Origin of the sequence: Streptomyces sp. NPDC015144 (assembly GCF_043079735.1) — a bacterium.
Taxonomy (GTDB): Bacteria; Actinomycetota; Actinomycetes; order Streptomycetales; family Streptomycetaceae; genus Streptomyces.
Genome location: NZ_JBIBUU010000013.1, coordinates 17,386 through 41,961, shown reverse-complemented (window position 1 = coordinate 41,961; position 24,576 = coordinate 17,386). Strand labels below are relative to the sequence as shown.

Annotated in this window: 20 protein-coding genes and 2 pseudogenes; 10 read left to right on the top strand and 12 right to left on the bottom strand. The window is 71.3% G+C overall.

Going from position 1 to position 24,576, the window contains the following annotated elements; all coding sequences use genetic code 11:
• The first annotated feature begins 72 nt into the window (after window positions 1–72).
• The gene (locus tag ACF08W_RS21980) at window positions 73–1,302 is read left to right on the top strand and encodes a glycoside hydrolase family 64 protein (protein WP_392280267.1); all 1,230 of its coding nucleotides are present in this window, start codon (window positions 73–75) and stop codon (window positions 1,300–1,302) included.
• 152 nt (window positions 1,303–1,454) lie between these two features.
• Window positions 1,455–3,608, top strand: a complete 2,154-nt coding sequence (locus ACF08W_RS21975; protein ID WP_392280266.1) for a DUF4157 domain-containing protein — start codon at window positions 1,455–1,457, stop codon at window positions 3,606–3,608.
• Window positions 3,609–3,686: 78 nt separating this feature from the next.
• Here the strand turns inward: ACF08W_RS21975 and ACF08W_RS21970 are convergent, their stop codons facing one another.
• A complete protein-coding gene (locus ACF08W_RS21970) occupies window positions 3,687–4,283 on the bottom strand; it encodes a hypothetical protein (protein ID WP_392280265.1) in 597 nt (198 codons plus the stop codon).
• A 402-nt stretch (window positions 4,284–4,685) separates the two neighbouring features.
• Here ACF08W_RS21970 and ACF08W_RS21965 point away from each other — a divergent pair, with 402 nt between their 5' ends.
• The 3 genes and pseudogenes from ACF08W_RS21965 to ACF08W_RS21955 form a co-directional block, all read left to right on the top strand.
• A complete protein-coding gene (locus ACF08W_RS21965; RefSeq protein ID WP_385211783.1) occupies window positions 4,686–5,348 on the top strand; it encodes a DUF4232 domain-containing protein in 663 nt (220 codons plus the stop codon).
• Between the two features lie 186 nt (window positions 5,349–5,534).
• Window positions 5,535–5,669: pseudogene (locus ACF08W_RS21960) on the top strand (RNA-guided endonuclease TnpB family protein); the annotation flags it as partial.
• Window positions 5,670–5,692: 23 nt separating this feature from the next.
• A pseudogene (locus ACF08W_RS21955) lies at window positions 5,693–5,788 on the top strand (transposase); the annotation flags it as partial.
• A 674-nt stretch (window positions 5,789–6,462) separates the two neighbouring features.
• On the opposite strand, the gene ACF08W_RS21950 reads toward ACF08W_RS21955, so the two are convergent.
• On the bottom strand, window positions 6,463–6,897 hold the full coding sequence (locus ACF08W_RS21950; RefSeq protein WP_385211781.1) for an Rrf2 family transcriptional regulator: 435 nt from the start codon (window positions 6,895–6,897) through the stop codon (window positions 6,463–6,465).
• Window positions 6,898–7,020: 123 nt separating this feature from the next.
• Here ACF08W_RS21950 and ACF08W_RS21945 point away from each other — a divergent pair, with 123 nt between their 5' ends.
• The gene (locus ACF08W_RS21945) at window positions 7,021–7,776 is read left to right on the top strand and encodes an SDR family NAD(P)-dependent oxidoreductase (RefSeq protein WP_392280264.1); all 756 of its coding nucleotides are present in this window, start codon (window positions 7,021–7,023) and stop codon (window positions 7,774–7,776) included.
• A 207-nt stretch (window positions 7,777–7,983) separates the two neighbouring features.
• Here ACF08W_RS21945 and ACF08W_RS21940 read toward each other — a convergent pair whose 3' ends face one another.
• From ACF08W_RS21940 to ACF08W_RS21920, 5 genes are all read right to left on the bottom strand, one after another.
• Window positions 7,984–8,616 carry a hypothetical protein gene (locus tag ACF08W_RS21940; RefSeq protein WP_392280263.1) on the bottom strand — a complete coding sequence of 211 codons (633 nt, stop codon included), beginning with the start codon at window positions 8,614–8,616 and terminating at the stop codon, window positions 7,984–7,986.
• Window positions 8,617–8,789: 173 nt separating this feature from the next.
• Entirely contained in the window at window positions 8,790–9,296 is a 507-nt protein-coding gene (locus ACF08W_RS21935; protein WP_392280361.1) for a GNAT family N-acetyltransferase, read from the bottom strand.
• 47 nt (window positions 9,297–9,343) lie between these two features.
• Entirely contained in the window at window positions 9,344–9,574 is a 231-nt protein-coding gene (locus ACF08W_RS21930; protein WP_392280262.1) for a hypothetical protein, read from the bottom strand.
• A gap of 36 nt (window positions 9,575–9,610) precedes the next feature.
• Window positions 9,611–10,027 (bottom strand): hypothetical protein, encoded by a 417-nt coding sequence (locus ACF08W_RS21925; protein ID WP_392280261.1) that lies wholly within the window; start codon window positions 10,025–10,027, stop codon window positions 9,611–9,613.
• Complete coding sequence (locus ACF08W_RS21920; RefSeq protein ID WP_392280260.1) at window positions 10,024–10,797, bottom strand: methyltransferase domain-containing protein; 774 nt, start codon at window positions 10,795–10,797, stop codon at window positions 10,024–10,026. Before ACF08W_RS21920 ends, ACF08W_RS21925 begins: the two co-directional genes overlap by 4 nt.
• Before the next feature lie 221 nt (window positions 10,798–11,018).
• Here ACF08W_RS21920 and ACF08W_RS21915 point away from each other — a divergent pair, with 221 nt between their 5' ends.
• Window positions 11,019–11,396 carry a peptidoglycan-binding protein gene (locus ACF08W_RS21915; protein WP_392280259.1) on the top strand — a complete coding sequence of 126 codons (378 nt, stop codon included), beginning with the start codon at window positions 11,019–11,021 and terminating at the stop codon, window positions 11,394–11,396.
• A gap of 199 nt (window positions 11,397–11,595) precedes the next feature.
• Window positions 11,596–14,448, top strand: coding sequence for a BTAD domain-containing putative transcriptional regulator (locus ACF08W_RS21910; protein ID WP_392280258.1), 2,853 nt, complete (start codon window positions 11,596–11,598; stop codon window positions 14,446–14,448).
• A 253-nt stretch (window positions 14,449–14,701) separates the two neighbouring features.
• Here the strand turns inward: ACF08W_RS21910 and ACF08W_RS21905 are convergent, their stop codons facing one another.
• Entirely contained in the window at window positions 14,702–15,226 is a 525-nt protein-coding gene (locus ACF08W_RS21905; RefSeq protein WP_352276206.1) for a hypothetical protein, read from the bottom strand.
• Between the two features lie 294 nt (window positions 15,227–15,520).
• Between ACF08W_RS21905 and ACF08W_RS21900 the strand changes: the two genes are divergently transcribed.
• Complete coding sequence (locus ACF08W_RS21900; RefSeq protein WP_385211769.1) at window positions 15,521–16,138, top strand: YceI family protein; 618 nt, start codon at window positions 15,521–15,523, stop codon at window positions 16,136–16,138.
• An 83-nt stretch (window positions 16,139–16,221) separates the two neighbouring features.
• Here the strand turns inward: ACF08W_RS21900 and ACF08W_RS21895 are convergent, their stop codons facing one another.
• Both ACF08W_RS21895 and ACF08W_RS21890 read right to left on the bottom strand, forming a co-directional pair.
• Complete coding sequence (locus ACF08W_RS21895) at window positions 16,222–17,241, bottom strand: NAD(P)/FAD-dependent oxidoreductase (protein ID WP_392280257.1); 1,020 nt, start codon at window positions 17,239–17,241, stop codon at window positions 16,222–16,224.
• Between the two features lie 96 nt (window positions 17,242–17,337).
• Entirely contained in the window at window positions 17,338–19,962 is a 2,625-nt protein-coding gene (locus tag ACF08W_RS21890; protein WP_392280360.1) for a SpoIIE family protein phosphatase, read from the bottom strand.
• A gap of 328 nt (window positions 19,963–20,290) precedes the next feature.
• Here ACF08W_RS21890 and ACF08W_RS21885 point away from each other — a divergent pair, with 328 nt between their 5' ends.
• Window positions 20,291–21,205, top strand: coding sequence for a GNAT family N-acetyltransferase (locus ACF08W_RS21885; protein WP_392280256.1), 915 nt, complete (start codon window positions 20,291–20,293; stop codon window positions 21,203–21,205).
• A 52-nt stretch (window positions 21,206–21,257) separates the two neighbouring features.
• Here the strand turns inward: ACF08W_RS21885 and cimA are convergent, their stop codons facing one another.
• Window positions 21,258–22,865, bottom strand: coding sequence for a citramalate synthase (gene cimA / locus ACF08W_RS21880; protein WP_352276198.1), 1,608 nt, complete (start codon window positions 22,863–22,865; stop codon window positions 21,258–21,260).
• A 279-nt stretch (window positions 22,866–23,144) separates the two neighbouring features.
• Window positions 23,145–24,479, bottom strand: coding sequence for an MFS transporter (locus tag ACF08W_RS21875; protein ID WP_352276196.1), 1,335 nt, complete (start codon window positions 24,477–24,479; stop codon window positions 23,145–23,147).
• Window positions 24,480–24,576 lie beyond the last annotated feature (97 nt).

Here is a 24,576-nt window from a genome sequence, read left to right as displayed (position 1 = left end):
TCAGTCATAAGTCTTGACGGCGGGATCGGCCCTCACGACAGTGGAGACTCCCCCCACACCCCAGGAGTCCCCGTGATCTCACGCAGGCTTTTCCTGAAGGGCGGCGCCACCGCCGCCGCGACCGCACTCACGTACCCGGCCTGGGGCGGCTCACTGGCCCCGAGCGCCGAGGCCGCTCCTGCAACCTGTGAACTCGCCCTGGTCAACCGTTCGTTGCCGGGCAGGGTCAACGCGTACGTCACCGGCCACGAGCAGGGCACCGACCGCTGGATCCTGCTGCGGGCCGACGGGACCCCGTACCGGCCGGACTCGCCGGCCGCCCCGCAGACCCCGCTGCCGGTGGACTGCGCCATCCCGTTGAACGCGGCGGGTGCCGCGCCGGTGGTGGTGACGCTGCCTCAGATGTACGGCGCCCGCGTTTACTTCGTACGCGACGACACCCTCACGTTCTATCTGAATCCGGGGCCCGGGCTGGTCGAACCGGCCTTCGCGACACCCACGGACGTCAACTACGGGAAGACCTGGTCCTTCTGCGAGTTCACGTTCAACCCGCAGCAGTTGTACGCGAACATCAGCTATGTGGACCTGGTGACCGCGCTGCCGATCGGGCTGACCCTGGAGGGCGACGCGACGCACACCGTGGCCCCGCTCCCGGACGGCGCGGTCCAACGCATCGCGGACGGCCTCACCGCCCAGGCCGCCGCAGACGGCCAGCCCTGGGACAAGCTGGTGATCCGGGGCGGGGACGGGAACGTGCTACGGGTGATCTCCCCGCAGAACCTGATGGCGCCGTACTTCGACCGGCCGGACGAGATGCCGTTCCGCGATGCGTTCACCTCGTACATCGACCGGGTCTGGGAGAAGTACCGCTCCACCGATCTGCGTATCGACCTCCAGGGCGGGCGCGGTGTGCGCACCGGCCGGGTGGCCGGCGACGTGCTGACCTTCGACGGCGGGCACACCTTCCCCAAGCCGACCTCGAAGGACGTCTTCACCTGCAACCACGGCCCGTTCACCAACAACCCGGCCGACTCCGACGACAAGAAGGCCCTGCTGGCCCGGATCGCCTCAGGTTTCAACCGCTCCCTGATGCTCACCCACCCCGACCAGCCCAACGGCACCTCCCCCGCCGACTACTACCGGGACCCGGTCACCAACCACTGGTCCCGCGTCGTGCACGCCAACACCCCGATCGGCTACGCCTTCCCGTACGACGACGTCCGCCCGGACGGGCAGCCCGATGTGTCGGGCGCCGCCAACGACGGCAACCCGCGCCGGTTCACGGTGAGTGTGGGGGCCTGATCCGGCGGGGCGGCGGCGGCCGGGCGCGAGCCCGTCGCGGCTTGCCCGGCGGGGCCGCGAACACTGCCCCGCGGGCTCTTGCAGACACGTTCCGGGCTTGCGTATCCAGGGTGGGTACGCAAGCCCGGAACCTTCGGAGAGGGGCCCGTCCCATGCGCGCGCACGAGTCCGGCACGAGTCCGGCCACGGCGAAGCCCCGGCAGGCCATGTCCGTCCCCGCCGTGTCCGCCGCGCCCGCCCCGGCCGCGTACGAGGCGGACCGTGTGCCGCCGGGTTCGCTCGCCGCCCTGCAGCGCAGCATCGGGAACGCGGCCCTGGCCCGGCTGCTCGAAGAGGCCGCACGTGAGCACGGCGCGCACGGGCACGAGACACACGGGCACGAGACACACGGCCATGACGCACACGGGCGCGACGCCGGGTGCGACCGTACGCGGGCCGGTGACGGCCCGGCCCCCGTGCAGCGCTCCGCCGTCCACGAGGTGCTCGGCGGTGCCGGGCGGCCCCTCGCCGCGCCGCTCAGGAGCGAGATGGAGGCGCGGCTGGAGGCCGATTTCTCCGACGTCCGGGTGCACACCGGAGCCGCCGCCGCGCGGTCGGCCACCGAGGTCGGCGCCCGCGCCTACACCTCGGGGAACCACATCGTCATCGGCACGGGCGGCGCCGACAAGCACACCCTCGCCCACGAGCTCACCCACGTCATCCAGCAGCGTACCGGCCCGGTCGCCGGGACGGACGACGGCGGCGGACTGCGGATCTCCGACCCGTCCGACCGTTTCGAGCGAGAGGCGGAGGCCAACGCCACCCGGGTGATGCGGGCTCCGTCGCCCTCGGGCGACGGAGGACGGGCCGCCGAGGACGTCCACGGCACCGCGACGACGACCGCGCACACCCCTGGAGAGGCCACGGTGCAGCGCAAGTCGGCCATCACCGCGAACAACCCGAAGGAACAGAACGCCGCCCCGCCGCACCGGAGCCTCAGCGCCGTGTTCGCCCCCTTCTTCGCGACCGCGCAACTGCCGGAGAACTACACGTTCGGCCCGCTGCTCAACGTCTCCCCCCAGGACTACCCGGGCAGCTTCCACCGGGCGGGCACGGTGCGGGCGGAGATCGACCCGCAGTCCGTCTCCAAGGCGGACGGCAGCAACCGGGACAACAGCGTGATCGGCCCGTACGGGCACTTCGGCGTCATGGAACGGGCCATCTTCAACCGGCCGCCGCTGGGAAACACGTACGACGGCGGCCATCTCGTCGAGCACACCCTCATGGAGGGCCAGGACGCCGACGTTCACGGCAACATCGCCCCGCAGGAGAACAAGAACTTCAACCAGGGGCTGATGCGCGGCTGGGAGGCCGTCCCCGAGAAGCTGATGCACAGCGGTCACGCCTTCTACTACAACGTGGCGGTCACCTACTCCTCGGACACCTACACCCGGACGGGAGAGGACCTGGTGAACGCCGGCGTCATCGCGCCCGGCGCCGTGGCGGTGATGAACACCATCGCCTCGCCGCTGAACCCCGCGCTGACCCTCGCCCAGGAACTCGTGCGGCAGACCGTGGAATTCCGCCGCTGGGTTCCCGTGAAGTGGGAGGGGCAGGTCGTCGAGCCCAACCAGGCCGACTTCCCGAACCTGATGCTCACCTACGGGGCCCACTACCGGAACCTGCTCCCGAGCCAGGCCGCGGCCGAACAGGCGGTCATGGACATGGCCTCGCTCGCCCAGCACACGTATCCCCTCGCCGCCCCCGGCACGAACACTCTCGTCAGGCAGAACTCCGGGACGCTGGCGGGGTTCATCGACACGGCCGCCGTCACGACGGCGGGCCTCCTGACGGTCGGCGGGGCGCCCTCGATCTCGGCGGCCATGTACCAGCCGGAGCCCCAGGACGTCCGGGACCAGCCGCACGCCACCACGACCCCGGCCGGAACCGTGCCGGTACCGCTGCCTCCCGCCAACATCGTGACGAACCTGCTGTCCACCCCGGTCAGCCTGAGCGCCATGCACACCGAACTCCTGGCCGTGGCCACCAAGAAGAAGGACAAGCTGGGCGGGCTGTCCCACCTCAACAAGAACGCGGCGACGGTGGACGGCGACGCGAAGAAGCAGTCGCCAGGCTTCAAGGAGATCCGCAGGTTCCTGGTGAACGCCGAGGAGGGGATGAAGCTGGTGGTGGCCATCCAGGGCCACCCCGCGACATCGGCCTTCGGGCGCGTCCAGTTCGACGCCGCCATCAAGAGGTCCGGCATCACGGTGGACAGCCAGAACAAGCTCCAGGCACTGGCCTACGACCCGAATCTCACGTCCTGAGCCCGCTGGGCCCGAGCCCCGATGCGCCTCTCGCGCCACGTCAGTCTCGCCCCCTGCCACGTACGGCAGGGGGTCCGCTTACCCTTCCTGGTTCGACCAGGACAGGAAGTCCGCCCAGAAGGCCGCTGTGACGTCGACGATTGGCCGCTCGCCTTCGGTTCCGTCCTGCGGGCCGCCGAACTCCTGACGCACGTAATCGACCAGGTCGTACCCGTAGGAAATGATGTCGGCGCCCCGGATCGACAACACCGGGTGAGCCCATGTTTCCCGGCCGGCCGGCAGATAGCGGTGGGAACGGACCGGAACCAGTTGTGGCACGGACGCCAAGTGCGCCCTCGCGCCGACCACGGCATCCGCCTGTCGGGCCGGGCGCGTACCCCAACCCGGATGCCAGAAACCCGCCTCCGCCACCGCGAACAGCACGTCCTCCACCGGCCTGTCGAGCCAGGAACGGAGCAGGGCGGCATTGCCATGACGCCAGTCGGGCCACCCTTCCCCCGTGGGCAGCCCCACCGCGAGAAACGCGCGGTGGTCGTCGGCGAACGCGAACCCGAACCGCGTTTCGATACCGGCCAACTCCCGCTCCGTCAGCCCTGGACGGATCTCGGCGCACCCGAGCCGGGCCAACAGACGCGCGGCCCGGGAACCGAGCCTCACCCCGGACGTCTTGACCATGCGCGCAGGTTACAAAAAAGAGGGGGCCGGGGCGGCAGTCGGTGCGGGTTCGTCGGGCTGTGCCCGGAAAACCGGGCCGGGTGGACACGGCCGACGCGCGGCAGGTGCTCCTCGACTTCCTGTTCCGGGCGGAGGAGCTCACTGTCGAGGTCAAGGGGCACTCGTATCACGGGAGCCGGGAGCGGCACCGGCGCGTCCGGCGCACGTCGTCGCCCAGATCCGCGCGGCGCCCCAGCGGTTGCGTACGGCGGGTCGAGTGCGGCGGTCCGCGTGCCGGGCCCGTGTGTAACAGGTCTGTCAGGGACACGTCCCAGCAGTGTGGGATCGGAACGGGCCAGGCGCGGGCTGTGTCCTAATGATCAACAGCGCACCACCGTCCCACACCACAGCAAGGAAGTCCCGATGCACGTCCAGCCGAAGCTGACGAAGAAGCTGACCCTCGCCACCGTGGCCGTCCTCGCGGGCCTGACCCTGACGGCCTGCCAGGAAGGCGACCTCGACGCCGCTCCGTCGCAGGACAGCGCTTCCTCCCCCGCGGCCGAGAACGGCGCGGGCTCCTCGGGCAGCACCGGTGGCAACGGCGGCACCGCCACGGACGGCGGCAGCACGGGCGGCGACTCCGGCGACGGCAGTGACAAGGGCAGCGGCGGCGGCCAGATCAACACCGGCCCCTGCAAGACGGCCAATCTCACCTTCACCGCCGCCCACGGCATGGGCGAGGGCGATGTCCTGGTCAGCCTGAAGAACAACAGCGACGCCTGCTCGCTCAAGGGCTTCCCCGGCGTCGACCTGAACACGTCGGACGGCGACACCTTCAGCGCGGACCGCAGCGCGAACACCCCGCAGGAGGTCGTCCTCGGCGGCGGCGAGACCACCCGCTTCACGCTCCACACCCCGCCCAACAACACCGGCGGCACCGGCCTCCGGATCGTCTCCATCGTCGTGACCCCGCCGAACGAGACGCACTCCAAGACGCTCCGGATCGGCCTCAGCATGCCGGTGACGGACGGCTCGGAGTCCGGTCCGGGCGTCACGGTCGACCCGGTCGGCTTCGGCAAGCAGTGATGTGCGTCCTCTCCTTCGGGGAGAGGACTCTGGCCTTCCGGTCCGGGGCCTGCGCCGCGTAGCGGGGCAGGCCCCTTCCTTGAGTCGAGGGGTTCGGCCCCGTCGACATGCCCGCAGGCGTGGCAGCAGCGGGTGGCCGGTTCGAATCGGCCGATCTTGGTGTCCGCCCGCCCGCTGTTTCCGCGGTCCACCTGCATCGTCTGCGAACACCGAGCGGTCGCCGTGGAGGACCTCGCGGTGTCAGGAAGGGTGCGCACCAGATCGGCCCAGGGCGTGCACGACGCGGGCTGGTCCGCTTTTGTGAACATGCTCCGGTACAAGCCCGGCTGTGCCTCCAGGGCATCCTGCCCTTGGAGCCAGGGTTCGGCTCGGGGCAGACCTGTTGGCGTCGCCTGGACCGGTGGCAGAAAGCAGGAGTATTCGACCGGCTGCACCGGGTTCAGGCGCCTGGCCGTCCGCTGGGAACGCGGCACCGAACTTTACGACGCCTTCGTCTCCCTCGCCCGCAGCCTCAGCCGCTGGCGGCGGCTTCGGAAGCCCAAGAACGGCTGGGGCAGGCCAGGGCCCCGATGGGCTGCTTCAGAACGTTGGTACCCTCCGCATCTACGGCCAGGCGGGGAGATGATCGTGGGAGCAGAGCCGTCGAGTCCTCCGAGCCGCTGGTTGAGAGGAACTGGTCTTGGGGTCGTCTTCGGTGGGCTGACCGCGGTGGTGACCACTGTTGCCATTGAGAGGGCCTGGGCTGCTTGTGACATCGGTAGCGGCGCAGCAGCCAACAGCATGACTTTGCTGCTTCTTGCGCCTCTCATATGGATCACCGCTGCAGTTCCGTGGGTGATCCTGTACGGCCCCCTCGGGAAACGTCATCGCAGGACAGCCCTGACTGCAGGGCTCGTCTTCACCCTGTGGTTCGCCTGGTTCCTCGTCACATGGCTCGGCGTGCCGGACTCCTACCCCGCCCCGCTTTGCCCGGCCAACGTTCCACCCTGGTGGCCGAGCTTCGTCCCGGCATGACTCCGGCGAAGCCCATGGACGACCTTGGCACAGGGAGCAGCGACCTACTCAACTGCCCTGGCCAGGCCGCTGCACGCCAGCAAGATCGTGTTACGAGTTCTTAGCGAGGTGCCGCGAGTACGTCCTGGAGTACGTTCTCGAGCGTGACGCGGGACAACTCGTGTCTCAGGGTCTCCTCGATGCCCTCGTAGATGCTCTGCATTGCCGGCTGGATGCCGTGACCCACCACGCATCCCTGGTCCGGGGTGGTGCGGTGCATTGCGAACAGCGGGCCGGGTTCCACTGCCTCGTACACGTCGAGCAGGGTGATCGACTTCAGCTCGCGTGCCAGCGACCAGCCCGCGCCTACGCCCCGCCGGGACTCCACGAGCCCGGCCCTGCGCAGCTCGCCGAGCAGCCGTCTGATCACCACGGGGTTGGTGTTCGCGCTGTTCGCGATCTGCTCGGAGGTGGCGACCTCATGACCCTGGCGCTGGTAGAGACCGATCCAGGCCAGCGCGTGGGCGGCGATGGTCAGCCTGCTGTTTGCGCTCATGGGCTCCTCCTCTCGGCCACAACGCTTCATGATACGGCAGTCGTAACAGTGAAGGTTGCAACGAGCTGTCGTAACAATTAACGTTGCGACTGTCGGAAAGGGTCAATCAGTGAGGTGAGAAGAATGAGCAAGCCACTCACGGGCAAGGTCGCCCTGGTCACCGGGGGATCGCGCGGACTGGGAGCCGCGACCGTACGGCTGCTGGCCGAGCAGGGCGCCGATGTCGCCTTCACCTACGTCAGCTCCGAGAAGCAGGCGCAGGCAGTCGTCGACGAGGTGCACGGCAAGGGAGCCAAGGCCGTCGCCTTCAAGTCCGACCAGGCGGACACGAGCCGGGCGTCGGCGCTGATCGACGATGTGGTCGCGCACTTCGGCGGCCTGGACATCCTCGTCAACAACGCGGCGATCTCGGTGGAGCAGGGCCGCACGGTGGACGACCCGGACGCCGACACCGCCGCACTGGACCGGATGCACGCCACCAACTACCTCGGCGTGATCGCCGTCATCCGGGCTGCCTCCCGAGTGCTGCGCACGGGCGGCCGCATCATCACGGTGAGTTCGGGACTGGGCTCCCGGGTCGGCGTCCCGGGCGTTGCCGACTACTCGGCGACCAAGTCAGGCATCGAGAGGTACACCATGGGGGTCGCACGGGACCTCGGGCCCCGCGACATCACGGCCAACGTCGTGGAAGCCGGGCTGATGGACAGCGGCATGCAACCGCCGGACCCCGACACCCTCAAGGCCCTGCTCAGCTCGCTGTCCCTGCAACGCATGGGGCACCCCGCCGAAATCGCCGCGGCGATCGCCTTCCTGGCGAGCCCCGCCGCGTCGTACGTCACGGGCGCGGTACTGGACGCCCACGGCGGCTACAACGCCTGAACCCGAACCCCTGCCGCGCGCCCCGAAGGACATCGCGTCTTCGGGGCGCGCACCGCCAACGCTCCGCGTGTGCGTGGACACGCCTCAAGAAGCCCGGATCGTGATCGTGTTACGAGCTCATAGAATCCGCAACGCGCGCCCGAACCAGGACCGGGCTCTCACTCACACGCCCACGCAGGGTCCGGCGAGCAACCCCTTCGAGGCTCATCAACTCGGCAGAACTCGCTCGGCCAACCGCTCTCGAGCCCAGGTGAGGAACTTGGGGAAAGTCCCGCCTTCCTCCCCTGCGGCCAGCAGCCCCTCCACTTCCTCAACACTCCCGTCATCAACCCTAAGTAGAATCTCACACACATTCAGGCCACAGAGTCGCAGGATCTCAGATTCAGGGTTCCGCAGTTCGGAAAGGAGAATCACCCGATCCAACAATCTCACCATGCATGGAATAGACTCCACTTCGATCATTCGCCTCAGCACTTGCCCGCACGACTCAATCCCTCCATCATCAAACGCCCATCGAGAACGAAAAGGCATTTCCTCATTGGGGGCATGAGCGAACTCATCAGGCGGAATGACCAAGAAAGTAGCGATTGCTCCAGAGCTGTCTGGAATCTTCACTTGGGTTTCGTTGCGCCTCAACCAACTCCAACGTGTCGCCGGCACAATCCAGCAGATCACATCAAAAACGAATCTGTTCGGATCGACATGTTGGACGGAAATTTCAAGGATGGCGGAATCCCCTCTATCCGAAACCCGTTGAAAACGCCGACCACGCCTGGAGAATTTCGCCGATCTCGCCACCGGATAAACGTACTGGCGAATCATTTCATCCATGGAGTTCACGCCTGGAATCCCCTCCCCGCTCGCATTAAACCGTCAGTTCGAACAAGCGTGCAGTCGTGCCATTTCAGCATGCGATGCGCTGCGCTGGAGCCCTGCTTTGCGCAACCACGAGGCCACGCGTATGTGCTGCCGTCTTGACAGGAACCGGTCTGGAGGCTTGGCCTGGTCCGGGATCAGCGGATCAGTTCGGCGGCCAGGAGGTCCATCAGGAGGCCGTCGTGCCAGGTGCCGTCCGCGCCGCGCTCGTACTGGCGCATGACGCCGACCGGGCGGAAGCCGACCTTGGTGTAGCAGCGGATCGCCGCCGTGTTGTCGGCCGCCGGGTCGATGACGAGGCGGTGGAAGCCGTGGTCGTCGACGAGATGGCGGGCCAGTGTCCGTACGGCGTCGGCGCCCAGGCCACGGCCGTGCACCGAGGGGTCGAGGAAGAGGTCGATGCCTGCGTGGCGGTACTCGGCGTCCTCCTCCGCGTACCACTGGATCATGCCGACGACCCGGCGCCCGTGCTCGACGGCCAGGCAGTGCGTGCCGGGGTCGTCGAGCCCGGTCAGGACCTCGGTCTCCAGGTCCTCGCCGCCCCGCCACCGCATCCGGACCTCGGGCGTGGCCCGGATGGCGGCCAGGGCAGGGGCGTCCGCGCGTACGGCGGGCCGGAGAACCACGGAAGCACCACGCAACACATCCACACCCGGGACTCTACGGGCCGCCCACTCGCCGGAACCGACCCCTACCGCAGCGACAGCGCCGACCACACCGCCAGGAGCACCGCCCCGGACCAGCAGGCCGAGCGGAGGACGACGCCCCAGCCCGAGATCGCGGAGTCACGCCCCACATGTGCGACGGGCGGGCGGAGCGAGTGGGGTTCCGTCCAGAGGTAGGCCGGCGTGCCCGGGCCGATGAAAGCGGAGATCAGCCAGTATCCGGCGCTGGGGGTGCGCCTCATCTCCCGGGTGAGCATCGCGGTCACGCTCGCGGCGAAGACGGCCAGGGAAGCTCACTTGAGCCAGGCGGCCTCGATGACGCGCCAGTAGAGCAGGGGGACCAGGGTCGACAGACCGCCCAGGGCGGCCAGCGGGTCCTTGTCGTCGAACGTCAGGTCCTTCGGCGCCTCGTCCCCCAGCCGTTCCCGGACCATCCGCTGGAAAGCGTCCTCGGCGTCCTCTCCCAGCAGGGTGTCGGGCCGGAACGTGTACGTCTTGCTCTCCAGGAACCCGTCGCCCCACCGGGCCTGCCCCTCCCCCAGGGACACGTCGACGAGATGGATCGAGGATGTCCGGCCCGACCGCGCATCGCTCAGGAGCTCCGCCATCCCCGCCCGCTGGGGAAGCACGGCGGACGCCGCGCTCGCCGCCCCCGCCAGGAACACCAGGATCCCCAGCGCGCGGGCGACCCGGCCCACCAGGGACGTCACCGGGAACAGACCACGCCGACGAGGGTGAACGACGCGAAGAACGGCCCCTGGGACAGACCGGCGAACCAGCGGTGGCCCCGGTCGCGGTCGACATGACCGGCGTCGATGGCGTTCTGCATGTTGCGGCCCAGGCCCAGGGTGTGGTCCGCGTCCTGGAAGTCGCGGAAGACCGGTGCGGTGGCGAGGACCGTCTCGACGTGGAAGCCCGCCTGTTCGGCGAGGCGGGCGAGGCCGCGGCCGATCGTCGCGTGGCGCACGACCTCCGTCGTGGTCCAGCGGGTGAAGGCGCGGCTCGTCTCCAGGTCCTCGGCGTCGACGATCAATGTGTCCCAGTCGGGTTCGGCCAGGGTGATCCGGGCGCCGGGCCGGGTGGCGCGACGGAGTTGGGCAAGCACATCGGCGGGTTCGGCGACGTGCATCAGGACCCGGTCGATCCTGGCCCGGTCCACCGTGCCCGGTTCGACGGGCAGGGCGTGCGCGTCGGCCTCGCGGATCTCCACCCGGCGCAGGTCCTTCGTACGTTCCCGGGCGCGGGCCAGCATGTCCGGGTCGCGGTCCACGCCGATCACCGTGCCGTCGTCCCCGACGCGTTCGGCCAGCGCCGGCAGGTCCGTTCCCGGGCCGCACCCCACGTCCAGGGCGGTCTGGCCGGTACGGACGTCCAGCAGGTCCAGCAGTTCCCGCTTGTACGCACGGCCGGCTCCGGAGGCTGCGGCCCGCAGCATGTAGGCGGCCTGGTCGGGTCGGGGGGTGCCGAGGGTCGATGCCATACGGGGCAGTCAAGCATCCCGCCGTCCGCCCCGGCAGGCGCGTCTCCGTCTCGCGGGCCCGTTCCGCGCGGGACCTCCCGTTCCGCGTGGGACCTCCCGTTTCGCCGGGTGGGTGGGGTCCGGGGTGTTGGTTCCGCGTTGGGACGGTATTGCGGGGATCGATCAGGGTGAGGGCCGTCAAGCACCGTAACGCCAGCCGAGAGAGCCGGAGTTCAGCAGAGATGAAGTCACGTATCGCAAGGGCCGGAGCGAAGGCCGGAACGACCGTCGCCGCCGCCGTCTGCCTGGCCGTCGGAGGGTGGGGGGCGGGCGCCCACGCCGCCGTCGGGGCCCCGTGGATCGGCTACGGCCAGGCGAACACGTACAACGGCGTCAAGTGCGTGCAGCAGCTGGTCAACGACCTCTCCTTCTCGACCGGTTACCACACCGTCGCGGTGGACGGCTCCTTCGGCCCCGACACCAACGGGGCCATCCGGGCCTTCCAGTCGTGGGAGCACCTGCCCGTGGACGGCATCGTCGGCCCCAACACCGGTGACGCCCTCCTGATCGCGACCAAGGACGGGTACGGCTGCAACGCCTACGTCCCGAGCAACCACTGAGCAGCCCGGGAGCCCGCCGGTGAGGACCGCCGGGCGGGCCTGCGGCGGGGGCGGACGGTGGGGCAGTCGTCCGCGCCCGCCCGCCCGGTGAGCCGGCCGCGCCCACCCGTCCGCACCCGGCCGCCTGTTGATCTTGTGTCCCCCGTTCGGATTACGATGTGCCCCAGCCGGTCCTCCGTTCCTCGCCTCCGCAGCACGGATGCCGACCGTTGGCGCCCTGGGGGACGACATGATGAGGTTCGGGCTGCTGGGACCGTTGGTGGTGCACGACGGCACGGCGCTGCGGCCGGTGTCCGGGCTCAAGGTCCGGGTGCTGCTGGCGGCGCTGCTGCTCCAGGCGAACCGGGTGGTGTCCAAGGACGCGCTGAAGGAAGCCATGTGGGGCGACGAGCTGCCCTCCAGCGTCGAGGCGTCCTTCGCCAATCACGCGACCCGGCTGCGCAGGCTGCTGGCCCCGGCCGGGGAGGAGCGGCTGCTGACCGTGGCTCCGGGCTACCAACTCCTGGTGGCCGAGGGCGCTCTGGACGTCGAGGTGTTCGAGACCCGGGTGCGCGCCGCCTGCCTCGCCCATCAGGCGGGCGACTGGGCGACGGTCCTCGCGGAGAGCCGGGCGGCGCTGGCCCTGTGGCGCGGCGCGCCGCTCGCCGACCTCGTCCCGTACCGCGACCAGCCGGGCCCGAGCCTGCGGATCCACCAGCTCGACCAGCTCCGCCTCCAGGTGCGGGAGTGGGCCTTCGACGCCGAACTCCACCTCGGGAACCACGGCGAGATCCTCACCGACCTGGCCGTTCTCGCCGCCGAGAACCCGCTGCGCGAGGAGCTCCACCGCCAGCTCATGCTCGCCCTGCACCGCACCGGGCGCCAGGCCGAGGCGTTCGAGGTCTTCCACGCGCTGCGCCGGTCGCTGGTGGACGAGCTCGGTACGGAGCCCGGTCCCGCCGTCCGCCGGGCGTACCAGGAGCTGCTGGACGGGGAGCAGCCCCCGGCCCCGCCGGTGCCGGCCCCGGCGCCCCGCCCGCCGTACCAGCTCCCGTCCTCCGTGCCGGAGTTCACCGGCCGGGAGGAGGAGACGGCGGCGGCCGTGGCGGCGCTGCGGCGCGAGGTCGGGGCGCCGCTGCGGCCGGTGGTGATCTCGGGGATGGGCGGCATCGGGAAGACCGCCCTCGCCGTCCGGGTGGCCCGCCTGGTCCAGGAGGACTTCCCGGACGGCACGCTCTACGCCGACCTCAGGGGGTTCAGCGGCGGGGGCCCGCGCAGTGCGCACGATCTGCTCGCCCGGTTCCTGGACGATCTCGGCGCGCGCCCGGCCTCGTTGCCGGACGACACGGACGACCGGGCGGCGCTGTTCCGGTCGGCGATCGCCGACCGCCGCGTCCTGCTGGTCCTGGACAACGCGCGGGACGCCGCCCAGGTGGCCCCGCTGCTCCCGCCGCAGGGGCCGGGCGCGGCCCTGATCACCAGCCGCCAGCTCCTGGCCGAGCTGCCCGGGGTCGAGATGATGGCGCTGCACCCGCTCGGCCCCGAGGAGCAGCTCACCCTGCTGTCCCGGCTCTGCGGCGCGGACCGGATCGCGCACGAACCGGCGGCCCTGGCCGACATCCTGGCCGCCTGCGGCGGGCTGCCGCTGGCGTTGCGGATCGTCGGCGGGCGGCTCTCCTCGCGCCCGTCGTGGCCGCTGGCGCTGCTGGCCGAGCGTCTCGCCCCGGACCGGGGGCGGCTCCAGGCGCTGTCGATGGGCGCGGTCGCCGTGCGGCACACCTTCGACATGAGCTACCAGGCGATCCGGGACAGCGGCAACGCCGCGGAGCGCGAGGCGGCGCGCGCCTTCCGGCTGCTCGGTCTGTGGAAGCCGCACCTGTTCACCACCCAGTCCGCCGCGGCCCTGCTGGGTGCGGACGAGTACGACGCGTCGGCCGCCCTGGAACTGCTGGTCGACGCGAACCTCGTGCACAGCCCCGCCCCCGGCCGGTACGCGCTCCACGACCTGCTGGGCGAGTACGCGGCCCAGCGCGCGGCGGAGGAGGAGCCCGCGGACGGCCGGGAGGCGGCCACCGTCCGGATGCTCGTCTGGTACGCGCGGGCCGTCAGTACGGCCTGTGCCGTCGCCAGTCACGAGACACAGTCCCCGCCGCCGCTCGACGCGCCGGCGGGGCCCGCCCTGCCGGTCTTCGCGGAGGACGCGGACGCCATCGAGTGGACCAAGCGGGAGCTGCCCGCGATCCGGGAGTCCCTCACCCGGGCCGGGGAGGCGGGCCGCTCCGACCTCGCCTGGCGTCTGGCCGCCGGGCTCTTCGGCTACGCGACGACCCACTGGTGGACCGGTGAGTGGGACGCCTGCCTGCGTCAGGCGATGGAGATCGCGGTGGCGCACGGGGACACGCTCGGGCAGGCGTGGCTGCACCGCAGGACCGCCGTCGCGCACGGCATGGCGTACCGCAACGAGGCGTGCCTGGAGCATCTGACCCTGGCCCTGGCGTTCTTCACCGACACCGGTGACGTTCTGGCCCAGGCGTCGATCCTCGGCAACATGGCGTCGCTGTACGTCCAGCTCGGGGACGCCCGGCAGGGGCTGGTGCACGCCGAGCGGTCGCACGAGCTGTACCGCCGTACCAGCAGCCCGCGCAGCGAGGCGCTGGCCCTGAGCCGGATCGCGGACGCCCAGGCGATGGTCGGCGAGCACGCGGACGCCGTGGCGAACTACGAGAAGGTCGTGGCGGCGCTGCGCGAGCAGCGGCACGGCGTCTTCCTGGCCACCACGCTCACCAATCTCGGCGACGTACGGCGTCAGCTCGGCGACCGGGAGGGGGCGCTGGAGGCGCAGCGGGAGGCCCTGGCCATCCGGCGGCGGATGGACGACCTCGGCGGCACCGCCGACTGCCTGGCCTTCATGGCCGGTACGTACCAGCACTTCGGCGAGTGGGGCGACGCCCGGTCGTGCTGGGAGCAGTGTCTGGAGCTGGGGCTGCGCCACGGCATGGCGCAGCACATCGAGGCGAGTCGCGCGGGCCTGGCCGGTTTGCCGACCCTGCCCGCGCCCACGCCCCCGCAGTAGACGGCCGTATCCCCCGTGCCGCCGCTGCGGGAAGTGTCGGACCCCCCGTGTCTCCCCCGTGTTCCCCCCGTACGACAGGAGGGGTTTCCGTCACGGGAAGAGACTCCCGCGGGGTCCCAACGGCGCCGCAACGTGCCGCCAACGTGCCCGTGACGGAGCCGCCGGCCGGTCAGTGCGTGTCGACGCGCGCGAATGCCTCCGCTCCGGTGGGGGCCGGGGCGGAGGCACGTACGGGGTGTGCGCGGTGCGGGGGTCAGCAGCCGCCGCAGTTGTAGTACGTCACGTCCCAGTGGTTGCCCTCGTCGGCGTAGACGTTGCCGGAGCCCGCCTGGTACTGGGGGGCGCCGTCGCCGCGGACGCCGATGTAGGTGAACGTGTTGTGGACGTAGTTGGTGAGGCAGGTCGACTTGGCGAAGTCGAGCTTGTAGCCGTTCCAGTGCGAGTACGTGCCGCTGGCGTGGCCGGTCTCGGTGCCGCCGGTGATGTTCAGCGCGCAGCCCGTGGCGCTCTTGAGGGTCTGGGCGCCCTGGGCGGTGGGCAGGTTGAGCTGGTCGAAGGACGTGCAGGTGGCGACGTTGCGGTCGGAGCAGCCGCCGGACGACGACCAGGTGACCCCGGAGGAGCTGAAGCGGGCGGTGGCCTGGGCGTGGGTGAGCTTGGTGACGGCGTGGGCCTGGGGGGCGGCTCCGCCGATCACACCGAAGCCCGGGGCGAAGAGCACTCCGAGCACCAGGGCGAGCGCGGTCAGGGCGGGGCGCAGTCTCATTGCGGACGACATGGGGGGATCCTCCTGCTCATGACAAGTAAGGCCAGGGAGATACTGCCCGAGTTCTACGCGCGTCCGCCAGAGGCAGACGCCTTCAACAGGGGGCAATTGGCGGGACGTTCGGCCATCATTCACGCGCCACCCCCTCCCCCGCCCCCCTCCGGCACGCCCTTTCGGAGGACGACCGGGAGCTTCTGTTGAATCTTTAACTAGATTCGGCTACAGTCAATCTCGTTGAAGGTTAAACAACAACCGCGCCGGACCGCTCATGTCCCGTCCGTCGCATCACGTCCCCGAGGAGGAGCCATGGCTCTGTTCAACCGCAAGAACAACGACACCCCCGCCGCCACCCCCGCCGCCGTGGACCCGGCCCTGGCCGCCCTCAGCGGTGACTACACGATCGACCCGGCCCACAGCAGCATCGGCTTCACCGTGCGCCACGCGATGGTGACCAATGTGCGCGGCTCGTTCGGCGACCACGAGGGTGTCCTGAAGCTGGACGGCGCCAACCCGTCGAACTCCACCGCGTCCATCGACGTCCGGATCGCCAGCGTCGACACCGGCATCGCCGACCGCGACGGCCACCTGGTCAGCGGCGACTTCTTCGACGCCGAGAAGTTCCCGCTCATGACGTTCCGCTCGACCAGCGCCGAACTGCTCGGCGGCGACGACTACCGGGTCACCGGCGACCTGACGATCAAGGACGTCACGCGCCCCCTCTCCATCGACCTGGAGTTCAACGGCTCCGCCACCGACGTCTACGGCAACGAGCGCGTCGGCTTCGAGGGCAGCGCGACCATCCTGCGCTCCGACTGGGGCCTGACCTGGAACGCGGCGCTGGAGACCGGCGGCGTGATGGTCAGCGACAAGGTCAAGCTGAACTTCGACATCTCCGCGATCAAGGCCGCCGCGCCCCAGGCCTGAGGCCGCCCCGGGCCCGAGGCCCTCCCCCGCCGGCCCCGGCCCGGCACCCCCTCACCGCGCGGTCCCCGTCCGCCGGGCTCCGCTCAGGCCCGGCGGGCGGCGACCGCGCGGCGTACGTCGTCGTCGGTCAGGTCCGCGTTGAGCGCGGTGGCGGCCTGCACCCCGGCCGCCGCCGCCACGACGACCGTCGCCTTCGGGTCCGCGGCGTTCCCGGCCACCCGGACGCGGGGCACCTCGGTGGCCCCGGCCGGGCCGGTGGCGACCTGGCTCCCCACCGTGGCGCCACCCACCACCACCACCGCGGTCACGTCGAGGCCCAGACCAGCCAGCCCCTCCGTACGGGCGGTGAAGCGCGGCTGCACCACGACCGCCTCGCGCTCCACCAGCCGGCCGTCGGCCAGCCGTACCCCGGTGAGCCGGTCACCGGCCACCTCCAGGCCGGTGACCTCGCCGTCGACCACGGCGATGCCGCGCGCCGCGAGCTGTTCGTACTCCTCGTCGGTGGGGGCCGGACCGGTGTGGCGGAAGAGCGTGACGTCCTCGGTCCACTGGCGCCACATCAGCGCCTGGTGCACCGCGAGCGGGCCGGTGGACAGGACGCCGACCGGCCGGGAGCGGACCTCCCAGCCGTGGCAGTACGGGCAGTGCAGCACCTCGCGCCCCCAGCGCTCGGCCACGCCCGGCACCTCGGGCAGCCCGTCCACCAGCCCGGTGGCCAGCAGCAGGGCGCGCGCCACCACGGCCGCCCCGTCCTCCCGCACGACGCGGAAGCCCTCGTCGCCGGGGAGCCGTTCGACGGCGACCACCGCGCCCCGGACCACCTCGCCCCCGTACCGGGCCACCTCCTCGCGGCCGTCGGACAGCAGCCGGGCGGGCGGGTGGCCGTCGTACCCCAGGTAGCCGTGCATGTGCGCGGCCGGTGCGTTGCGCGGCTCGCCCGCGTCGAGCACCAGCACCGAGCGGCGCGCCCTGGCCAGGGTCACCGCCCCGCTCAGCCCGGCGGCGCCGCCGCCGATCACCACCACGTCGTAGCGCCGGTCCGCACCGGCCCCGCTCTCCGCCCCGCCGTCCCGCGGGCCGTCGTTCTCGGTCGTTCCGTTCATCAGGAGCACCTCCCTTTCACGGGAGAGCGTCCATGAGGCCACACCATTTCAGCAAGAAGGGTTGCCGTACCAGCAAATCCCGCCCGGGGGTGCCCCTCAGGGAGCGGGCTCCTCCTCCGTCTCGCCGACCGTCTGCTCGGACCAGATGACCTTGCCCGTCTCCGTGTAGCGGGTGCCCCAGCGTTCGGCCATCTGGGCGACGAGGAAGAGGCCCCGGCCGCCTTCGTCGGTGCTCGCCGCGTACCGCAGGTGCGGGGCGGTGCTGCTGCTGTCGGAGACCTCGCAGATGAGGTTGCGGTCGTACAGCAGGCGGACGCCGATGGGGGCGGTGCCGTAGCGGACCGCGTTGGTGACCAGTTCGCTGAGGATCAGCTCGGTGGCGAACGCCTCCTCCTCCAGTCCCCGCTCGGTGAGCCACTGGGCGACGTTCTTGCGGACCCCGGCGACCGCCGCCGGGTCGGTGGCCACGGCCCACTGCGCGACCTGTTCGGGGTCGAGGGTGCGGGTGCGGGCCACGAGCAGCGCGACGTCGTCGTCCGGCCGCTCGCCCAGCAGCGCGTCGAGCACGGCGTCGCAGGTCTCCTCCGGTGTCCGGTCGGGCCCGGTGAGCGCCTCGCGCAGCCGGTCGATGCCGACGTCGATGTCCCGGCCGCGCCGCTCGACGAGCCCGTCCGTGTACAGCACCAGCCGGCTCCCCTCGGGCACATGGAAATCGGTGGCCTCGAAGGGCATGCCGCCGATGCCCAGCGGGAGCCCGGTGGGGACCTCGGGGAACTCGACGGTGCCATCCGGCAGGACCAGTGCGGGGCCGGGGTGGCCGGCCCGGGCCACCGAGCAGTTCCCGGTGACGGCGTCGTAGATCGCGTACAGGCAGGTGGCCCCGGCGATCTCGGCGTCGCCGTCCTCGATCTCGTCCCGGTCGATCCGGGCGACCAGCTCGTCCAGGTGCCAGAGCAGCTCGTCGGGCGCCGGGTCCAGCGAGGAGAAGTTGTGGACGCTGGTGCGCAGCCGCCCCATGGTGGCGGCGGCGTGCAGTCCGTGTCCGACCACGTCGCCGACGACCAGGGCGACCCGGGCGCCGGAGAGCGGGATCACGTCGAACCAGTCGCCGCCGACGCCCTCGTGGGCCGGCAGATAGCGGTAGGCGACGTCCAGGGCGCTCTGCTGGGGCAGCCCGCGCGGCAGCAGACTGCGCTGGAGCGTCACGGCGAGGGCGTGCTCCCGGGTGTAGCGGCGGGCGTTGTCCACCCCGACGGCGGCGCGGGCGACCAGCTCCTCCGCGAAGGACAGGTCGGCGTCGTCGAAGGGCGGCGAATCGCCCGCCCGCCAGAAGTTGACCATGCCCAGCACGGTGCCGCGCGCGTGCAGCGGCACCGACAGCATCGAGTGGAAGCCCTGGGCCCTGATCCGTTCGGCCACCTCGGGGTCCCAGTTCCGCAGGCCCAGCCGGGCGAACTCGCCGGAGAGGTCGGCGTCCTCGTGGTGGGCGCGCATGGCGCGGGTCCGGGTGGGGACGAAGCCCACGACGTGGCCGACCGGGTACAGCGGGTTCTCGGTCGTCACGGAGGTGACGACGGCGCGGCGCATCTCCAGGGTGGCGCCTTGCGGGGTGACCGGTTCGTCGCCCCGGCGCACCGGGTCGGCGATGTCGACGGAGGTGGCATCGGCGAATCCGGGGGTGGCGACGTCCGCCAGCTCCTGGGCGGTCCGGGTGACGTCCAGCGTGGTGCCGACGCGGGCCCCGGCCTCGTAGAGGAGCAGCAGCCGTTCGGTGGCGAGTTCGGCCTCTCCGGTGACCGCGCGGAGTTCGGTGGTGTCGCGCAGGGTGACCACCGTGCCGGGCGGGCCGCCCCGGGCGTCGGTCGGGCGGAGGTTGACGGCCAGCAGCCGGTTGCCGGCCCGGAGCACCTCGTCGGTGACGGTGCGGCCGGAGACCAGCAGCCGCGCGGTCTCCGGGGCCAGCCCGAGCATGCCCACCGGCCGGCCCTCGGCGTCCTCGGGCAGGTCGAGCAGGCGGCGGGCCTCGTCGTTGGCGAGGGTGAGGCGCCGGTCGGCGTCGACGATGAGGACGCCCTCGCGGACCGCGTGCAGGACCGCGTCGTGGTGTTCGTACATCCGGGTCATCTCGGCCGGGCCGAGCCCGTGGGTCTGCCGCCGCAGTCGGCGGCTGAGGAGCGCCGCGCCGCCCGTGGTGATGGCGAGGGCGCCCGCCGCGGCGGCCGCGGCGAGCAGGAGGGAACGGTCCGCGAGGCTGTTCACCGATTCGACGGTGATGCCCGCGGAGACCAGGCCCGCCAGCGAACCGTCGGGCCTTCGGACCGGCACCAGGGAGTTGACCGCCGGGCCGTGGCTCGCGGCGACGGTCCAGGTGTACCCGGGGCCGGTGAGGGCCTGCTGGGGAATGTCCTTGATGCGCTGCCCGATCAGCGACGGGTCGGGGTGGGTGTAGCGCACGCCGACCGGACTCGTCACGACGACGTACGACACGTCGGTGTCACGGCGGATCGCCTGAGTGCGGGGCTGGAGCCGGGCCGTGGGGTGCGCGCTGTCCAACGCCTCCACCATGCCCGGCGAGTGGGCGAGGGCGGAGGCGACGCTCAGGGTGCGGTCCTTGGCGTCGGACATGCTGTCGCGGCGGCCCTGCACCACCAGCGCGACCGCCCCCGCCGCGACGAGCAGCAGCACGAGACCGAGGACGCAGAGGAAGACCTGGCCGGACAGGGTGCGCACGCTGAACAGGGAACGCAGGCCACCGCCCGGGGACCGGTGGGGTGTGTCCCGGGCGGTCGGCGCGGGCCCACTGCGGCCCGGGCGTCCTTCATCGTGCCGATCTGATCGCCGGGAGTGACGTCGCAGTCGCGCCCGGAATCGGCCGATAACAGCCATATAGTCAGGTCTAACACGGATCGCGGCTCCCCGAGAGGCGGTGACCGGCCGGTCCGGGCTTTCCGGGGAGCGGCGTCCCGGCCCCCGGCGTCCGGGACGAGGGGTGGCGCCGCCCGGGAACAACCGCCTTGGTCCGGCCCAACGCCCCGCTTAGGGTGGCCGGATGACGGAATTCGATCTTCTCGACGACACGACGCGGTGGCGGCAGGACTGCGAGCGGCGGCTGCGCGTCGCGTACACCGCGGCCGGGCTGGACGGCCCCGCCACGGAGGGCATGCTCGACGGGACGCTCCGGCGGGCCGATGACTGGACCGTCGCCGGGATCACGGACGACGGGGCCCGGGTGGGGTACGTCGCCGTGCACGTGGCGGAGGAGAACGGCGCAGTCGACGGCCGCATCGGCGACCTCCACGTCGAGGCGGCCCACACCGGTCGGGGCCATGAGCGGGCCGCCCTGGAGTGGGCCGAGGCGTGGTGCGCGGAGCGCGGCGCGGAGCAGATACGGGTCCGGCTCTCCGGGGCGCACGACGGCCTGTTCGACGGCTACGGCGTACGCGGCCAGCTCCGGGCGCGGCGGATCGACTCCCCGCCGGAGGCCGTCGAGGGCTTCACCGCCCGGCCGATGACCGCGGCCGAGTACCCCGCGTGGGTCACCGCCGAGAAGGCCGAGTACGCGGGCGACATCGCCCGGTCCGGGGCCCTGACGCCGGAGGAGGCCCGGAAGAAGTCCGACCGCGACTTCGCGCAGCTGCTTCCCGAGGGTCTGGACACGCCCGACAACACGTTCCTGGTGCTGGAGGCGGCGGGCGAGCCCGTCGGCACCGGCTGGCTGAAGCACGGCTACCTGCCGGGGGTGACGTACGGCTACTCGCTCTTCGTCGACGAGAAGCACCGGGGCCGGGGGTTCGGCCGGGCGGCGATGGTGGCGGGCGAGCTGGCGACGCTCGCGGCCGGCGAGTCGACGCTGATGTTCAGCGTGTGGGGCGGCAACGAGGTGGCCATGAACCTGTACACGCGTACGGGGTACCGGATCGTCGAGGAGAACCGCTCCCTGGCCCTGCCCCGCTCGGCCGGCTGACCGCGCCTCCCGTGCCGGCGGCCCCGCGACGGGCCCGCCGGCACGGGGACGGTCACTCCGTGGGCTCGACCCCGGCCCGCAGCAGACCGTAGGTGCAGGCGTCCTCCAGCGCCTGCCAGGAGGCGGCGATGACGTTGTCCGCGACGCCGACCGTGGACCACTCGCCCTCGCCGTCGCCGGTGGTGATCAGGACGCGGGTGGTGGACTCGGTGCCGGTGCGGCCCTCCACGATGCGGACCTTGTAGTCGATCAGCTCCAACTTGGCGAGCTGCGGGTAGATCCGCTCCAGGGCGACCCGCAGCGCCCGGTCCAGCGCGTTGACCGGTCCGTTGCCCTCGGCGGTGGCGACGATCCGCTCGCTCCTGGCCCAGAGCTTCACGGTCGCCTCGTTGGCGTGCGTGCCGTCGGGGCGGGTCTCGACGATGGCCCGCCAGGACTCGGTACGGAAGTAGCGGCGCACCCGGCCCTCGACCTCGGCGCGCAGCAGCAGTTCGAAGGAGGCGTCGGCGGCCTCGTAGGTGTAGCCCTTGAGTTCGCGCTCCTTGACCCGCTCGACGATCCGGCCGACGAGTTCGCGGTCGCCGCCGAGGTCGAAGCCCAGTTCCTTGCCCTTGAGTTCGATGGAGGCGCGGCCCGCCATGTCGGAGACCAGCATCCGCATGGTGTTGCCGACCAGGGCGGGGTCGATGTGCTGGTAGAGGTCGGGGTCGACCTTGATCGCGGAGGCGTGCAGCCCGGCCTTGTGGGCGAAGGCCGAGACGCCGACGTAGGGCTGGTGGGTGGAGGGGGTCAGGTTGACGACCTCGGCGATGGCGTGCGAGACGCGGGTCATGTCGGCGAGGGCGCCCTCGGGGAGCACGGATCTGCCGTACTTGAGCTCCAGCGCGGCGACGACCGGGAAGAGGTTGGCGTTGCCGACGCGTTCGCCGTAGCCGTTGGCGGTGCACTGGACGTGGGTGGCGCCCGCGTCCACGGCGGCCAGGGTGTTGGCGACCGCGCAGCCGGTGTCGTCCTGGGCGTGGATGCCGAGCCGGGCGCCGGTGTCGGCGAGCACCGTGGAGACGACGGCCTGGATCTGGGCGGGGAGCATCCCGCCGTTGGTGTCGCAGAGGATGACGACGTCGGCGCCGGCCTCGGAGGCGGCGCGGACGACGGCCTTGGCGTACTCGGGGTTGGCGCGGTAGCCGTCGAAGAAGTGCTCGCAGTCCACGAAGACCCGGCGGCCCTGCTCGCGGAGGTGGGAGACGGTGTCGACGACCATCTCCAGGTTCTCCTCCAGGGTGGTGCGCAGCGCGAGTTCGACATGGCGGTCGTGCGACTTGGCGACCAGGGTGATCACCGGGGCGCCGGACGCCAGCAGTGCCTTGACCTGCGGGTCGTCGGCGGCCCTGGCCCCGGCCCGCCGGGTCGCGCCGAAGGCGACCAGTTGGGCGTTCTTGAAGTCGATCTCCTGCCGGGCGCGGGCGAAGAACTCGGTGTCGCGGGGGTTGGCACCGGGCCAGCCGCCCTCGATGAAGCCCACGCCGAAGTCGTCCAGGTGGCGGGCGATGGTGAGCTTGTCCGCGACCGTCAGGTTGATGCCCTCACGCTGTGCCCCGTCGCGCAGCGTGGTGTCGAAGACGTGGAAACTGTCGTCGGTGGCGTTGGCCTTGGTGGTCATGCTGGTCTGACTCCTGTCGGATGAGCGGATCCGGAAGATCGGGCTCCACTTGCCCCCATCATCCCGCGCGCGTCCCGCCCCGGCCGGGGTGAGGCCGGAAAACGAAAAAACCCCTCGCGGGTGCGAGAGGTCTGCGCGCGGGTCTGGGGCACGATGGCCGTGCCGCACATGGTGATGCGGGACGGTCACTGCGGACCGGCGCGCCTGCTGCCGATAATCATGGCGTACGAGGGCACGGTCGCAGTCTTGCACAGGGCCGCGGCCGCGCCCCCCTCCGTCTCAGGATGCGGGCGTGACGTCGGCCGCACCGGGCCGCGCCGCGGCGCTCCGCTCCTCGTCCCCGGTGCCGATCCGGCCCAGGTCGATGTCGCGGGTCTCCCGCATGGTCAGGTAGACGACCAGGGAGACCGCCGCGCAGCCGGCCACGTACCAGTAGAAGCCGGACTCGACGCCCGCCTTCTTGAACCAGAGCGCCACGTACTCGGCGGTGCCGCCGAAGAGCGCGTTGGCCAGGGCGTACGGGAGGGCGACGCCCAGGGCGCGGACGCCGGTCGGGAAGAGCTCCGCCTTCACACAGGCGTTGATCGAGGTGTAGCCGGTGACGACGAGCAGGGCGAGCAGCGCCAGTCCGAAGGCGGGCCAGAAGGTGCCCGCGTGCTTGAGCATCGTCATGATCGGCACGGTCAGGAAGGTGGAGCCGACCGCGAAGGTGATGAGCAGCGGGCGGCGGCCGATCCGGTCGGAGAGCATCCCGGCGAGCGGCTGGACGCACATGAAGACGAACAGGGCGCAGAAGCTCACGAGCGAGGCGGTGGACTTCGCCATGCCGGCGCTCGTGGAGAGGAACTTGGTGAGGTACGTGGTGTACGTGTAGTACGCGACGGTGCCGCCCATGGTCAGCGCCATCACGAGGAACGCCTCGCGCCTGTGCTGCCACAGCGCCTTCAGGGTGCCCCGGTCCTGCTGCTCGGCGGCGCCGGACTCCGCGTAGACCTCGGTCTCCAGCATGTTGCGGCGCAGGTAGAAGACGATCGCGGCGCCGAGCGCGCCGATGATGAACGGGATGCGCCAGCCCCAGCTGTGCAGGGCCGCCTCGGACATGTTGCGCTGCAGGACGATCTGGAGGCCGAGGCCGACGAGCTGCCCGGCGGTCATGGAGACGTACTGGAAGCTGGAGGCGAAGCCGCGCCGGTCGGGGGCGGACGCCTCGGTGAGGTAGGTGGCGCTGGCCGCGTACTCGCCGCCGACCGAGAGGCCCTGGAGCAGCCGGGCGACCAGCAGGACGGCGACACCGCCGTACCCGGCGACGTCGTAGGTCGGGGCGGCGGCGATGAGGATCGCGGAGGCCGACATGAGGGTGACGGTGAGGGTGAGCGCCGCCTTCCGGCCCCGGCGGTCGCCGATCCGGCCGAGCAGCCAGCCGCCGACCGGCCGCATGAAGAAGCCCACGGCGAAGATGCCCATGGTGTTCATGAGGTTGGCGGTCTCATTGCCTTCGGGGAAGAACGAATCCGCGAAGTAGACCGCGAAGGTCGCGTAGACGAACCAGTCGAACCACTCGACCATGTTCCCGGCCGAGCCGACCCAGATTTTCTTCCACTGCTCTCGTCCCATGGTCCGCCACCGTGCCCGAACCACCGGGAGGGGAACAAGGGCGCACCCCGCAACGATCGGGCGTACTTGTGTACGTTTCGTTCACGGCGGTGCGGGG

What these genes read in the sequence shown, in the direction of transcription:
- ACF08W_RS21975 (WP_392280266.1), top strand. Translation starts at nt 1,455, where the DNA reads ATGCGCGCGCACGAGTCCGGCACGAGTCCGGCCACGGCGAAGCCCCGG.
- ACF08W_RS21970 (WP_392280265.1), bottom strand. Translation starts at nt 4,283, where the DNA reads ATGGTCAAGACGTCCGGGGTGAGGCTCGGTTCCCGGGCCGCGCGTCTG.
- ACF08W_RS21965 (WP_385211783.1), top strand. Translation starts at nt 4,686, where the DNA reads ATGCACGTCCAGCCGAAGCTGACGAAGAAGCTGACCCTCGCCACCGTG.
- ACF08W_RS21950 (WP_385211781.1), bottom strand. Translation starts at nt 6,897, where the DNA reads ATGAGCGCAAACAGCAGGCTGACCATCGCCGCCCACGCGCTGGCCTGG.
- ACF08W_RS21945 (WP_392280264.1), top strand. Translation starts at nt 7,021, where the DNA reads ATGAGCAAGCCACTCACGGGCAAGGTCGCCCTGGTCACCGGGGGATCG.
- ACF08W_RS21930 (WP_392280262.1), bottom strand. Translation starts at nt 9,574, where the DNA reads ATGCTCACCCGGGAGATGAGGCGCACCCCCAGCGCCGGATACTGGCTG.
- ACF08W_RS21920 (WP_392280260.1), bottom strand. Translation starts at nt 10,797, where the DNA reads ATGGCATCGACCCTCGGCACCCCCCGACCCGACCAGGCCGCCTACATG.
- ACF08W_RS21915 (WP_392280259.1), top strand. Translation starts at nt 11,019, where the DNA reads ATGAAGTCACGTATCGCAAGGGCCGGAGCGAAGGCCGGAACGACCGTC.
- ACF08W_RS21910 (WP_392280258.1), top strand. Translation starts at nt 11,596, where the DNA reads ATGCCGACCGTTGGCGCCCTGGGGGACGACATGATGAGGTTCGGGCTG.
- ACF08W_RS21905 (WP_352276206.1), bottom strand. Translation starts at nt 15,226, where the DNA reads ATGTCGTCCGCAATGAGACTGCGCCCCGCCCTGACCGCGCTCGCCCTG.
- ACF08W_RS21900 (WP_385211769.1), top strand. Translation starts at nt 15,521, where the DNA reads ATGGCTCTGTTCAACCGCAAGAACAACGACACCCCCGCCGCCACCCCC.
- ACF08W_RS21895 (WP_392280257.1), bottom strand. Translation starts at nt 17,241, where the DNA reads ATGAACGGAACGACCGAGAACGACGGCCCGCGGGACGGCGGGGCGGAG.
- ACF08W_RS21885 (WP_392280256.1), top strand. Translation starts at nt 20,291, where the DNA reads ATGACGGAATTCGATCTTCTCGACGACACGACGCGGTGGCGGCAGGAC.
- cimA (WP_352276198.1), bottom strand. Translation starts at nt 22,865, where the DNA reads ATGACCACCAAGGCCAACGCCACCGACGACAGTTTCCACGTCTTCGAC.
- ACF08W_RS21875 (WP_352276196.1), bottom strand. Translation starts at nt 24,479, where the DNA reads ATGGGACGAGAGCAGTGGAAGAAAATCTGGGTCGGCTCGGCCGGGAAC.